The organism is Chlorobiota bacterium (assembly GCA_016710285.1).
Lineage (GTDB): Bacteria > Bacteroidota > Ignavibacteria > OLB7 > OLB7 > OLB7.
The window spans coordinates 4222720-4235151 of sequence record JADJXR010000001.1 but is presented as its reverse complement, the minus strand read 5'-3'; the positions used below and the strand labels follow the sequence as shown (position 1 = coordinate 4235151).

The window sequence follows — 12432 nt, the reverse complement described above, 5'->3', positions numbered from 1 at the left end:
TTCCAACCCCAAACTCTGTCTTGAGGATCCGACGACTTCCCAACGCCATGGCTACCTGCGTCTTGATTGTGTGGCATCCTTTCCCGCTTGTCCTCCCTTTGCTTTTTTTTTGGCCGTTCAATCGGGCTTTCTGTCGCATCGATCACGATCACGGCAAATTCTATGTCCCCGCCTCGCGGCTGCGGCCGCGGCAATTGAAACTCTTTGCTCTGGGGAGTTCATCCTCCACTCGCCGAATGATCCGGCCGAGGTCGGTTCGCTGATCCCAAAATCCGCTGCAAGGTGATATTGCGCTCGATACTCACGCCAATACAGCAGCGTCAACAACAGCTGATCGGCCAACACCAGTTTCGGTGGGCGACCAAACTCTCGCCGTGCTGCACGAATGACCTTGAGCATTGCCTCGAAGGTTGTCGGCAACACACCCGTTAAGCGTCGAAATTGTTCCGGTGAACGATCACAAATCTCTGCGTAGCGCATCCTTCTTCCTTATATTGGTTGACCCCAAACATAACCCGTAATCTAGACTTTTGAAAGAGGTCTACTGAATCAGCAAGCCTTAATGCCGGGGATATAACCTTACCTTGAATCTGCTGAATAATCGTGTCTGACTGAGTAATAATGCGGATCTGTGCTGAATTCAATCCGGTACTTGATTGGAGAAATCTAAGCTCAACTGGGTAAGAAGTATTAGGAGCAATAGTAAATGGTGGAGGTGGGGAAGTGATAGTAAAAGTCGCAGCCTGCTCACCAAGAATATCAATAGCGAGAACGCTAATAGGGTAGGAACCAATATTTCGGATGAAATCTTGAATCACGGTATCCTTTTGATAGCCAGCACCAACATTCCCAAAATCAACGTCTTTGCTCGCTACCTTTGATTTTTTTATTTGAAAAGAAATATTAGACAAAGTACTGTTGGCTGTAATATCCATTACTTGAGAAATGAAAACGTCCTCATACTTGACAGTGGTCATCTGGGAATCAAGAAAATTGCCAGTATTGTGAAACCCACCAGCAACGAAGATGTTATTCAAGGAGTCAAGTGTAATGCTTCTGCTAGTCCCAGATTCGCTACTGCCAATGACAGTGGACCATTCATACGTTCCATCTGGATGAATCTTTGAAACCAATGTGTTCCCTTCATAATTGTTTCGAGGTAATGTGTCAATACCAATATTGGTTTTGCTAATAAGAGAGCATATTAAAAATATATTCCCATATTTATCCGAAACTATAGAACTCTGTGGCGGGTATATTTCATGACGGTTTTGATAAAATCTTGAAGGCATATATTGCCCCAGTAATCTATCCCCATCTGTATTGAACTTCAGTAAATAACCTCGATAGTTTATTGAAACAGTAAGAATGATGTTGTTAGCTGAATCAATTGTCAATGCATCAAAAAATATCGGTGTACTGACACCGGGAATCCCATAATGATCAAGCCAAATTAACTCTCCATCTGTAGTAAATTTTCCTATGAAAACATCCTCTTCACTATGGCTGTAGAACAATGTTGTATCATACTTGATCCATCCATTAAAATTGCCGATCACTATTAAATTTCCTGAAGCATCCATGGAAATGCCGCCCCCATACACTGCATCACGTGATGTATTCGAAATGCCATCAAATTTTTTCACCCAAACAATCTTGCCGTCTTTTGAGTACTTGGCAACAAAGGCATTCTCGTAGCTTCGGAAGTAATTCGCGGTGTCATTTCTTTCGATTAGGGTATTTATCAACTCGTATTCACCAAACGAAGCCCTTTTAAAAAAGCTACCAGTGATGTATATATTCCCTTGCTTGTCAGTAGTAACAGCTTGACTTTGGTCGGGGTCAATTCCCCCAGCTTGGGTAGCCCATTGTAGATTGCCATCAGAATCAAATTTTGCTACAAAAATATCTGCACCGCCGACAGCAGTAAGGCTGGTGTCTCCAATATCCATTTTATTGAAAAAACGACCTGTTATTACCAGATTGCCTGCGTTATCAATAGCTATACCTTTCCCCGCATTCGAAGGAATACCAGTAAACTGTACTACCCAAATACGCCTTCCATCGGTGCTGTATTTGGCTACATAACCGCCGGAAGTTTTTAATGCAGAGCTTCCAAAATCTGTGATTTCCCCTGTTGAGTAACCAGCAATAAAAATATGGCCAGCGTTATCCGCTACAATCCCGCTAACGCTCTCGGATTTTGGGCCTCCTATCCTTTGAGGCCATTGGTGAGGTTGCTGAGAGATGCCGAATAATGCTTGCCTTGCGCGAAGCAAGCAAGAATTCGATTCAATATTCGGGACACGCCACAGATATTTCCCTCCCCTAGCATTCCTGACTATAGGGTTCCATGCCATGCCACTATCACTTGAATACTCAAGCGTAATTCCGTCATCTGGTGAGATATACTCGAAATAAAGTAGTTTGCGAAAAAGGGATGATGGGGTTACGTTAGGGAAAAGATAGTAGTCATTGAATAGATAGAGGGAAGAGATGATAGAACTTACGGAGGAATTACGGACACAACTGCGGAAATTGCAGCGAATGGAGAAAGAGAAGCGTCGGTATGTGAAGATCACGACGCTGCTGATGCTTGACGGGGGATTTAGCGTTGGCGAGACGGCCTTTGCGTTGGGTGTTGATAATTCGACGATATATCGGTATGCCGAAGGGTATCGAGCATCAAAGAGCTTTGAGGATTACATAGAAGACAAGTATGTGTGCTATGGTGGGAAGCTGAGCGGTGAACAGGCATCAGCTGTATCGAAGGAACTGGAGGGACATCTGCATCATACATCGAAGGAGGTGGTGGAGTTGGTGTGCGAGCGTTATGGTGTGCGATATACGGAGAGCGGGATGGTAGCATTGCTGAAGCGTCTGGGCTTTGTGTACAAGAAGACGAGTCTGGTGCTCCAGAAGGGGAATCGAGCGGAGCAGGAGGAATTTCTTGAACGTCTGGCGGGATTGCTTGCTGATAGGGGTGAAGGCGAGGAAGGTGGGGTAGTGTATTTCAGTGATGCGGTGCATCCTCAGCACAACACACGGAGCAGTTACGGGTGGATCAAGTCGGGGAGTCGGTATGAAGTGCGATCGAACACGGGTCGGGAACGTGTGAACATCAACGCGGCATTGAACGCGCATGATGTGGGAGATGTGGAGGTGGTGGAAAGCGAGCGGGTGGATAGTGAATCAACGATTGAGTTGTATGCAGCCTTAGAGCGGAAGCATCCGAGTGGAAGGATCAGAGTGATTTGCGACAACGCGAGATACTATCGGAGTCGTCGTTTGCGGGAGTGGTTATCATCATCGCGAATAGAGCAGGTATTTTTGCCGAGTTACTCACCGAATTTGAATTTAATTGAGCGATTATGGAAATACATGAGGAAGAAGGTAATAGACAGGAGGTATTATGAAACGAAGGATGAATTTCGTGGAGCTATCCGAAGATTTTTCAACGATATTGAGGAGTACCGCCCAGAGTTAGAGAGACTTCTAACCCTGAATTTCCACGTGCTCTGATTTTCGCAAACCTCTTTGCAGTGAGTATACCGTTCCAAGCAACTTCGGTATTGCTTCCGGCAACTAAAATATTATCAGTTGGCTTGGTTAATGAAAGCGTTGGTTGCTTTAGGCTTACTGATGGAAAACCTCCGCTTGCAAAATATGTGTAGCGGCAAACATCAGAATGTAATGTGAATTGGGTCCACGCATAACTGCTATCCGTTGGGGTATAGCTGACAACTAAGTTTTGGCCGATTGCACCATAAAGAGTGAGCTGCTTTGGGTTGATATCGAACGCTGGGTTTGAACTGGTTATCTGCGAAATAGCAATATTTATATTTCTTGCGGTGAGCTTGATGGTTGTGTCATATTTTTTACCGGGTAACTTCGAATTAAAGAACAACCCTTTCTGGTTGGGGAGGATGTGCGAACTCCCATAGTAATAAGAAACTGTTGCTGTCTTTCCATTCCATTGTAGTGAGGCCGTCCGTTGGTCGGTAAAGCATTGCGCACTACCAACCCATGATATTTCACAAGGTTGATGGCCTTGAGCATGGTAATATATTTCTCGATATGCCTTTTGTACTTGCTCTATTGAAGTGATGGCATCGAACCATTTGCCCCCTGTCTCCTTGCTGATCTTTTGCAGAGAATCGGACGTTGGTAATCCTATTGTTACTGTGTAAATAGTGCAATTTTGCCGTTTTGCTTCTGCAATAATCTCACTTGTATTCAGGTGGGGTTGATAGCTATCCGTTAATAGAATGATGATGCTTTTATAATTGGCGTTTTTTGTCAATTGCAATGCTGATACTCGGTTGCTTATCAAAGCCTCCTCAATATTCCTGTCGCTGCTTGATTGCAGCCGCTCAGTGGCTGCCAGCAGCTTTGCTTTGTTGAATGTGAAATCTTGATTAAGAGAATACTTCCTCCTGAATCCTGAAATTGCGCATTGGCTCTCGTATGGCACAATTTTATTGATCCATGTCTGGGCTGCTGCTTTTGCAAATCTGATATTGGGAATGCTTCCTGTATCGGTGACTGTTACGGTGGCAATATCAAACACAAGCACAGTGGAAAGTGGCTTGTAGGGGGTGGGGGAAGGTGAGACTACCGAAATCAGATTGACAGGGAGACCATCTTCAGTGATAGATACATCAGCTACTGTTGGGTATTGCTGTTTCCCAGCAGAATCATGTGCGAAAAACTTCGCCTTTTTAACCAGGTTCTCCCAGTGTGTGATATTAAAGAATGCTAAGTCTTGGGCATAGCTATGGGTTGCCGATAAGGCAAGGATACATAGCACGAACATCGCTCGCATGGTGACCTCCGACAGAGTTGTGTTGATGATGAGTCTTACCTAAGCGGGAGGGCAGGGAACAGGGAATTGCTTAACTGTAGTCAAGATAGTACAAATGCTATGCACCTTTGCAAGGCAATTCTAAGGCTCCAAAAAAAATATCAACCAGAGGTGGATGCGCTGTAACGTGCGGAACCTACCTAAAACCCCACCCCCACCCTCACCATCGGCACCATCTCCAGCTCTCCGTTTGGTTGCAGCATTCCTTTCAGTTCTGATTTGATTCTGATGTTGTGGGCGTGGGCGGTTAGGGCTGCGTCCAGCATGCTTACGATGTGGTTGATTGCCACAATCGTAATCCCCGTTTGGGCGTAGCTCAGCAGGTTGTTCGCATCAAGCCGCAGAAGGGTGTAGTCATGGTTGCGTTGGGTGACGCGGCTGGGGTTGTAGATGGCCGTGTCACCTTCGGCGATGTGGTCATCCCAGCCGGCGCGGTATTGGACGTACTTCCCAATCTGCTCGTAATACTGCTGCTCGCCATGGTTCGGAAGGGTGTGGGTGAAGTCATCCTTCACGGCCGATTCCAACTTGCGTAGTTGCTGGAAATCAACCCGCTCCCAGGGGGAAATCGTGGGGTCGTCCGAACGGTAGATGTTGGCCAATGCCTCCGCCGCCGCTGTTTTATCAATCTGCTGGTCGCTCCACTGCTGGTAATTCGCCTCAATCCAACCGATGTACCGCGTAACGTCCCAATGCTGGTCGGCGAACTGCTCGAACGCCGTTGTTGCGTCGTTCCCTTTTGCCTGATAAACCCCGAAGATGGTCCAGCCCGCCACCTCCGCCGCACCATAAACCACCGCACGCCACCACGGAGCTTCGGCATACACCTGCCCAGCCCCCGGAACCAGCAGCGATAACCCACCAGCAATCCACACCGATTTCCCTTCCACATTGCCCGCAAGGTGGGGAGCGTGTGGCGGCATCGCTTCGGCGGCATTGCCGATTGCAGGAATATCCAAACTCAGGTGGCCCGATAGCGATTGCTGCTGCGCAGAAAGTGGGCAACACTGAAAGAGCGTGGCAACCAGCGCCACCGCAAAAAGCTGATTTCTCATGGCCATAACATAGGGGAAGAATGGTGGGGGAGCAAGGGGGAAGTTAGGTGCTTGGATTGAACAACGCCGCGCCCCATCCCGTTCGGCGGATCAGCCAAATTGCTTCGCCAGCAAGCGCGGCCCCAACAATGTCGGCCACCCAGTCCATCACGTCGGCATCGCGGCCCGGGACGTAGGATTGATGAACCTCATCCAATCCGGCATAGATACAGCAGAAGAGCAGCCCCACGGTGATCCAACGTGCCAACGTCTTTCCTTCGGCAAACCACCGTGCGGCGCGGACGGCAAGCAATCCCATCAGCCCAAATGCCCCTGCGTGAACCACCTTATCCCCCCAATCAAAACCCAAGTCGGGGGTGGGGGGTGAGGGGAGCGAGCTGACGTAGTAAATCGTGGCGCAGTGGGCGATAAGGGGGAGCACAAGCTGCAGGAAATCCGTGGCGCGGCGGTTGCTCATTGAAGGGTGTTGTAGGCTTCTGGTAGATGTGTGATAAGGTCGCTGGCGATCATGCTTCGCTGGCCGATGGCTGCTGCGGCAAGGTCTCCGGCATGGCTGTGGAGAAACGTCCCCAGCAACGCGCCCGCAAGCGAATCGCCCAATTGAGCAATCAGCGAAGCAATGGTTCCGGTAAGAACATCGCCGCTTCCGGCGGTTGCCATGCCGGGGTTTCCGGCATGAAGAATCCACGCGGATCCACTGGGGGCGGCAACCACTGTTGGCGCGCCTTTCAGCACAACAATCGCGCCGGTTGTGGCCGCAGCTTGCCTGGCCGTGGCAATCGGGTTTGCCCCAACTTCTTCTTTCTTGGTTGCCAGCAGCCGCGCCATTTCGCCGTGGTGTGGCGTAATTACTAACGGGGCTTTTCGGTTGGCCAAGCCCGCAGCGTTTCCGGCAAAAGCGTTCAGCCCGTCGGCATCCAACACCGTGGGGATTGGGCTTGCTTCAACAAGCTGGCGCACGAACGTTGCCACACCTTCGGAGCGTGACACGCCGGGGCCAACCGCAAGCGTGGCAAAGCGGGGAAGATCGTTCAACAACCCCTCAATCCCATTTCCCGAATCGAACGCCCCGTTGCTGTCGGAAGGGAGCGTTCGCGTCATCAATTCCGGGGGAAGGGGGTGGGGGAGTGCGATCCCTTCTGGCATCCCCAGCACCACTAATCCCGCCCCGGCCCGCATCGCTGCTGTTGCGGTCAATATCGCCGCGCCGGACATCCCGCGTGCGCCAGCAATCGCCATCACGGACCCGCGGCTGTACTTGTGCCGCGCATGGGGAATAGAGGGAAGAAGGCTTGCCGCAAGCTGGCGATCCAGCAGCTGCAAACTGCTGTTGGCATACACCGCACGCGGCGCGCCGATGTGGGCAACCACCACCGCGCCGGAATGGTTGGGACCATCGCGCAGAAGCAACCCAGGTTTCCATGCTCCAAGCGTCACCGTCAGGTTGGCTTGCACTGCGGCTAAGGGGGCTTCGCCGGTGTCGGCATCAACGCCTGTGGGAAGATCCACGGCAACGATTTCGGCAGGTTGCTGGTTCATCCACTCCACCGCGCTGCTGATTGGCGGGCGCAGTGTGCCGCCGCCGCCGATGCCAAGTGCCGCGTCAACAATGATGTCGTATCGCTCCCTCATCCACCCTTCATCCTCCCAAGCAAGAGCGTGATTGGCCGCAATGGCGCGAACAATGGAAAGCTGGGCCGAAGCATCGGGGGAAAGTTGGTCCGGCGCAAACAGCAAAACGGCGGTGGCCCTGGCCCCGGCAATCGTGGCCAGCCGAGCAATCGCAAGCCCATCGCCACCGTTGTTCCCTTTGCCGCAGATAACCAAAATGCGCTTTCCCGATAGCGAGCCATATCGGGCGGCCATTGCATCTATCACCCCCCGCGCAGCATTCTCCATCAGCACAAGGCTGGGAATGCCGTAGCGGTGGATTGCCTTGGAATCGGCGGCGCGCATTTCGGCGGCGGTCAGGATAGGCTGCATGGCGGCAGGAAAGATTGAGAGCGGGAAATATCCATCTACGGGAACAGCAATTGCGAAACGTCGGTTTTGGGAGCGTTGAAATTGGCAACAAGGTCCTTGGCCGCCGTCGCCGCAACCACACGTTTCGCTCCGGCGGACAAAAGTCGGTCGGCGCAGATGTTCAGCGTTGCGCCGGTGGTGCAAACGTCATCGCACAGCAGGACGGTCCGCCCGGCCAGCGATTCGTTGCGTGCGGCAAATGCGTTCTGCACGTTGCGCTGGCGTTCTTTTGCGTTCAAGCTGGTTTGGCTGATGGTGTGGCGGCTGCGGTGCAAGCGGTCGGTCAAAAGCTCCACCGAAAAAGCGTGCGCAACGCCGGTTGCAATTGCCTCGGCCTGGTTATATCCCCGTTCGCGCCGCCGTGCGTGGTGCAGCGGAACCGGGACCACCGCATCAACCCCGTGAAATTCGGGGAACATCTTGATGGTTGCGCCCAATTCCTTGCCAAGCTCAACCCCTAAATCGTAGCAACCTTGATATTTCAGCGCGTGGATAATCCGCTGCACTGGCGAATCTTGCTCGAATAAATACAGCGCGCCGATTGCGAAAATCGCAAGGTGGTCGCTGTCAAAATGTTGAAGCAAATCCATGAATAAATCGCGAGGGAAAGGGGCGGGGGTAAGGGAGGCTCGGCAGGCGTAGCAATATCCAACCTTCTGCTCGGGTAATGGGTCGTCGCAGCCCGGGCATAAGGCTGGTGCTAAAAGGTGAAGAAAATCATTGCGCAGATGCATGATGGAACAAGGTTGCGACCGTACTCATCGGGAATTACTCGCGATTTTTCAGAATATACCCGGCCTCCAACGCCACAATATCACGCAGCCCCGGCAAAGGCTTCAGGAAATTTGCCCCAATTGGGTTCATCCCAAATTTCATTTTATACACCGGGCGGATAAGATAGAGCTTCTCGTCGGCAATGGAATAACCGGCAGCAGCGGCGGCCTTGCGCAGTTTATTCGTTGTCATCCGAATGTCGCGCAGGCGGCGCACCTCCACTTGGTCGGCGGGTCGTCCGCTTGCAATCATTTTTTCAAAAATCGGCTTCGGCAAAAGGTGCATAAACGGGACTTTGCTGGACCAATTCACCAACGTTTGCTGGTGCCCGCCAAAAGCAGAGTAGTAGGGGGGGAAGGTGACATATAAAACCCCGCCTGGCTTCAGGATGCGGCGGATATTTCGCAAGGCAATTTCGGCATCGTCCAAATGCTCGATAACGTCACGGAGCATGGCGATGTCAAAATGGCCAATCCACTCCGGCAGCGGCTCATCGTAGATAACGTCGTGCGTGCTGTAGGTGATATCAAGCCCTAATTTCTCGGCAATCTGCTTGGCGTGGACCAGCCGCGGCTCGTTGATATCGGTCCCCACAAGTTCTGCCGCGCCCCGCTCGGCCATTGCGCAAAGATTTCCCCCTTCGGCGCATCCAATCTCAATAATTTTTGCGCCCGAAATCGGAACGTTTTTCGACTCCAAATAATCAATGATATACTCCCGCGAAAGGCCATACATATACCCCCACAAATATTTATCGGTAGCATCAATAAAATCAAAAGAATTTACGGTTGACAGCATCATTGAAAAGCGGGAATCGGTGTTTGGTTACTGATGTTTTTTTTATCAATCGGGCTATCGGCGGGCGCGGAGTTATAATTTCCAAATGATGCTGAAGTTCACCCCCACAAACCCAATAATTGCTTCGGGGTCGCGGCGTTGGTTGTCCACTACCAATAAATTCCGCTGGGTTACGGGATCGGTATCCCTTCCGCCAATATTGAGCGCGCCGTAGCCGATGCTGAAATCAAGAAGCAATGGCTCGAAAAACTCCACTTGGGAACCAATTTCCAGATAGGCTCCGAACCGTGTTTTATTGGCTGTGTCGGGGTGGACGGTTCGTTCCACAATTACCGAGCCATTATCGGAGTAATAAATCCGTGAAAGAAGGTCCGAGCTTGTGATGAAATTGACTTTCCCTTGCCCGCTGACGTACAGGCTTGGCAGGCCGCCAACCAAATTATACGTCACCCCTGCGCCCACCGAATAGACCTCGGCAGAATGCCGGAACAGCCACCGCCGCTTCCGTTTGTCAACGTCGGGGGTTGCCGCAAAGGTGGTTTTTCCAACCAGTGAGAAGGCCTCAAGGGAGATCGGAAATCGGAACGAACTTTCGTTGGAGGGAAGAAGGTCCAGCTGCAATTGCAATCCCGGGTGGGTTCCGTTCATGCCCCCGCCAAGCGGAAGCTCGCGGGCGGTGCCGGGGCTGATTGGTTGGCGGATAGCGTTGTCGCCGTTGAACCACATTGTCTGCACGCCGATTGAGGGGCGCGCACTCCATTGGGCATTGCTGGCGGTTGCCGCGCCAAGCATCAGCAGCAGCGCACCAATCGCCAAGCGGCGGACGAGCAAGAATCTTTGCATACGGTTTATTCTAAAATTTCGCGAATGGAGTAGCGGGCGTTGTCCAGCGAGTTTTTTGCGATCATCTCGCCAATCAGCCCGATTGATACCAACTGCACCCCCACGATAATCAGCAGCACCCCCAACAACGCCAGCGGGCGGTTGGTTAAGGAGGTCATCCCCAGGAACCACTCGATGCTTAGCCAAAGGTCAATCAAGAATCCGACAAGCGCGACGATGGTCCCAATTGTTCCAAAAACGTGGAGCGGGCGGGTGGAGTATCGGAAGGTCAGCAGCAGCGTCAGCAAATCAAGGTAGCCTTTCAGAAACCGGCTTACGCCGAACTTGCTTACCCCGTGCTTCCGCGCATGGTGCGTCACCGGAAGCTCGGCCACCCGAAACCCTTGCCAGTGCGCTTGTGCCGGAAGGTACCGGTGCATCTCGCCATAAACGCTTAGCTGCGGCAGGACTTCGCTGCGGTAAAGTTTCAGCCCGCAATTGAAGTCGTGAATCTTCAGCTTGGTGACGGTTTGCACCACTTTATTGAAGAGCTTGCTTGGCATGGTTTTATGCCACGGATCATGCCGCCGTTTTTTCCAGCCGCTTACAAGGTCGTAGCCGCTTTCCAGTTTTTCCATCATGGCAGGAAGTTCGGCAGGGTCATCTTGCAGGTCCGCATCCATGGTGTACACGAACTGGCCGCGAGCCTTCGCAAACCCAACGGAGAGGGCTGCCGATTTCCCATAATTCGTGCGGAAACGAATGGCCTGGAAGCGCGGGTTTTTCCGGTGGAGTTCTTGGATCACCGAAAATGAGCCATCGCGCGAGCCATCGTCCACGAAGATGACTTCGTAGCGTTCGCCGGCCATCTGCTGCAAGGTCGTTTCCAGCCGTTTGCCAAGTTCACGCAGTGATTCTTCCTCGTTGAAAAGGGGGATCACCACGCTGATTGTGGGCAGATGCTGCTGCGGGTCGGCGTGCAAACTGGCTTGCATGGATAGGTTTTCTGAAGGGGGATATTCCCCTCTGGGTCTGTTCATGGCGGGCGAAGATACGGAAGCGGGATTGGCTGAAACAATTGCCGCACGTTTCACTCGGTACCCACGTTTCCCTGAATAGATCACCCTTTCCCCCGTGATGTCACACCGTAACAGAGGAATCGGCGGGATTGCTTAGCGGCGGCGGCGGGCGTTGGGTTCGGCAACGGAGGGGGATGCATCGCGAGGGTTGGGGCGCAGCTTGTTCATCAAACGGTCGAACAACCAGTTCGGCATCCATTGTAGCAACCGCACTGCCGCGCTAAGGCGGGCGGGGAAGCGATACTCCGATTTCCCCTTGGCAATCGCTGCCATGATTCGGCGCGCACCCTGTTCCGGCTCCATCAAAAAGGGCATGGGGAATTCATTTTTGTCGGTCATTGGGGTGCGGATAAATCCGGGGCTGATGGTCAGGAGCCGGATTGGCGTGCCAACCACTTCGGTCCGTAGGCTTTGCATCAGCGTGGTGACGGCGGCTTTGCTGGCGTTGTAGGGGCCGGAGCCAGGCATCCCGCGGTATCCCGCAAGTGAGCTGATCGCCACGAACGTTCCGCCCCCCTGGCGGCGGAACAGGGGGATTACCACCTGAACCATTCGGACAAGGCTGAACCAGTTCACGCGCATGGTCTGTTCGGCATCGGCGGCATCGAAGGAATTGAACCATTGTGGGCTGCTGGTTCCGGCGTTTGCAATCACCAGATCAACCCCGCCCCATGCTTGCACTGCCAGATCCACGGCGGTGGCGGCGGTTTCCGGTTCTGTGACGTCGGCAGCAAGAATAATGGCTTCGCCCCCGGCGGCGGCAACCTGCGCAGCAACCGATTCCAGCCGATCTTTTCGCCGCGCCACCAGCAGCAGTTTGCAGCATTGTTTGGCGTACTCAACCGCCAAGATTGCCCCAATCCCACTGCTGGCTCCGGTCAGAATAATTCGTTGAGTTGGCATACCGGCAAGATCGCTTCCCAGAAGGTTGCCCACCTTGACGAGAATCGTAAAAGTGCGTTCGGCAGCCCTTCTTTGCGGGATTTTCCCTGGCAATAGGGTTGCATGGGCCGCCCCG

At 52.4% G+C, this 12432-nt stretch carries 12 protein-coding genes; 1 reads left to right on the top strand and 11 read right to left on the bottom strand.

Annotated features, from left to right (window positions below; translation table 11 throughout):
• Window positions 1-117: 117 nt before the first annotated feature.
• Together IPM61_15870 and IPM61_15865 are read right to left on the bottom strand one after the other, a co-directional pair.
• Window positions 118-480, bottom strand: coding sequence for a transposase family protein (locus IPM61_15870; GenBank protein ID MBK8912786.1), 363 nt, complete (start codon window positions 478-480; stop codon window positions 118-120).
• Window positions 429-2360, bottom strand: a complete 1932-nt coding sequence (locus IPM61_15865; protein MBK8912785.1) for an SBBP repeat-containing protein — start codon at window positions 2358-2360, stop codon at window positions 429-431. Before IPM61_15865 ends, IPM61_15870 begins: the two co-directional genes overlap by 52 nt.
• 136 nt (window positions 2361-2496) lie before the next feature.
• Between IPM61_15865 and IPM61_15860 the strand changes: the two genes are divergently transcribed.
• Window positions 2497-3522: an IS630 family transposase gene (locus IPM61_15860; protein ID MBK8912784.1), complete on the top strand. Its 1026-nt coding sequence runs from the start codon at window positions 2497-2499 to the stop codon at window positions 3520-3522.
• Here IPM61_15860 and IPM61_15855 read toward each other — a convergent pair.
• The 9 genes from IPM61_15855 to IPM61_15815 all read right to left on the bottom strand — a co-directional run bounded on the left by IPM61_15855 (window position 3455) and on the right by IPM61_15815 (window position 12317).
• Window positions 3455-4825, bottom strand: a complete 1371-nt coding sequence (locus IPM61_15855; protein MBK8912783.1) for a VWA domain-containing protein — start codon at window positions 4823-4825, stop codon at window positions 3455-3457. The two genes, IPM61_15860 and IPM61_15855, sit on opposite strands and share 68 nt — an antisense overlap.
• 179 nt (window positions 4826-5004) lie before the next feature.
• Entirely contained in the window at window positions 5005-5919 is a 915-nt protein-coding gene (locus IPM61_15850; protein MBK8912782.1) for a hypothetical protein, read from the bottom strand.
• 43 nt (window positions 5920-5962) lie between these two features.
• Window positions 5963-6376: a VanZ family protein gene (vanZ, locus tag IPM61_15845; GenBank protein MBK8912781.1), complete on the bottom strand. Its 414-nt coding sequence runs from the start codon at window positions 6374-6376 to the stop codon at window positions 5963-5965.
• A complete protein-coding gene (locus tag IPM61_15840) occupies window positions 6373-7902 on the bottom strand; it encodes an NAD(P)H-hydrate dehydratase (GenBank protein ID MBK8912780.1) in 1530 nt (509 codons plus the stop codon). Before IPM61_15840 ends, vanZ begins: the two co-directional genes overlap by 4 nt.
• A 35-nt stretch (window positions 7903-7937) precedes the next feature.
• Window positions 7938-8531 carry a ComF family protein gene (locus tag IPM61_15835; protein ID MBK8912779.1) on the bottom strand — a complete coding sequence of 198 codons (594 nt, stop codon included), beginning with the start codon at window positions 8529-8531 and terminating at the stop codon, window positions 7938-7940.
• Between the two features lie 178 nt (window positions 8532-8709).
• The gene (locus IPM61_15830) at window positions 8710-9513 is read right to left on the bottom strand and encodes a class I SAM-dependent methyltransferase (protein MBK8912778.1); all 804 of its coding nucleotides are present in this window, start codon (window positions 9511-9513) and stop codon (window positions 8710-8712) included.
• Window positions 9514-9585: 72 nt separating this feature from the next.
• Window positions 9586-10356 (bottom strand): hypothetical protein, encoded by a 771-nt coding sequence (locus IPM61_15825; GenBank protein ID MBK8912777.1) that lies wholly within the window; start codon window positions 10354-10356, stop codon window positions 9586-9588.
• Between the two features lie 5 nt (window positions 10357-10361).
• Window positions 10362-11330: a glycosyltransferase family 2 protein gene (locus IPM61_15820; GenBank protein ID MBK8912776.1), complete on the bottom strand. Its 969-nt coding sequence runs from the start codon at window positions 11328-11330 to the stop codon at window positions 10362-10364.
• Between the two features lie 177 nt (window positions 11331-11507).
• On the bottom strand, window positions 11508-12317 hold the full coding sequence (locus tag IPM61_15815; GenBank protein MBK8912775.1) for an SDR family NAD(P)-dependent oxidoreductase: 810 nt from the start codon (window positions 12315-12317) through the stop codon (window positions 11508-11510).
• Window positions 12318-12432: the final 115 nt, after the last annotated feature.

What these genes read in the sequence shown, in the direction of transcription:
- IPM61_15870 (MBK8912786.1), bottom strand. Translation starts at nt 480, where the DNA reads ATGCGCTACGCAGAGATTTGTGATCGTTCACCGGAACAATTTCGACGC.
- IPM61_15865 (MBK8912785.1), bottom strand. Translation starts at nt 2,360, where the DNA reads ATGGCATGGAACCCTATAGTCAGGAATGCTAGGGGAGGGAAATATCTG.
- IPM61_15860 (MBK8912784.1), top strand. Translation starts at nt 2,497, where the DNA reads ATGATAGAACTTACGGAGGAATTACGGACACAACTGCGGAAATTGCAG.
- IPM61_15855 (MBK8912783.1), bottom strand. Translation starts at nt 4,825, where the DNA reads ATGCGAGCGATGTTCGTGCTATGTATCCTTGCCTTATCGGCAACCCAT.
- IPM61_15850 (MBK8912782.1), bottom strand. Translation starts at nt 5,919, where the DNA reads ATGAGAAATCAGCTTTTTGCGGTGGCGCTGGTTGCCACGCTCTTTCAG.
- vanZ (MBK8912781.1), bottom strand. Translation starts at nt 6,376, where the DNA reads ATGAGCAACCGCCGCGCCACGGATTTCCTGCAGCTTGTGCTCCCCCTT.
- IPM61_15840 (MBK8912780.1), bottom strand. Translation starts at nt 7,902, where the DNA reads ATGCAGCCTATCCTGACCGCCGCCGAAATGCGCGCCGCCGATTCCAAG.
- IPM61_15835 (MBK8912779.1), bottom strand. Translation starts at nt 8,531, where the DNA reads ATGGATTTGCTTCAACATTTTGACAGCGACCACCTTGCGATTTTCGCA.
- IPM61_15830 (MBK8912778.1), bottom strand. Translation starts at nt 9,513, where the DNA reads ATGCTGTCAACCGTAAATTCTTTTGATTTTATTGATGCTACCGATAAA.
- IPM61_15825 (MBK8912777.1), bottom strand. Translation starts at nt 10,356, where the DNA reads ATGCAAAGATTCTTGCTCGTCCGCCGCTTGGCGATTGGTGCGCTGCTG.
- IPM61_15820 (MBK8912776.1), bottom strand. Translation starts at nt 11,330, where the DNA reads ATGCAAGCCAGTTTGCACGCCGACCCGCAGCAGCATCTGCCCACAATC.
- IPM61_15815 (MBK8912775.1), bottom strand. Translation starts at nt 12,317, where the DNA reads ATGCCAACTCAACGAATTATTCTGACCGGAGCCAGCAGTGGGATTGGG.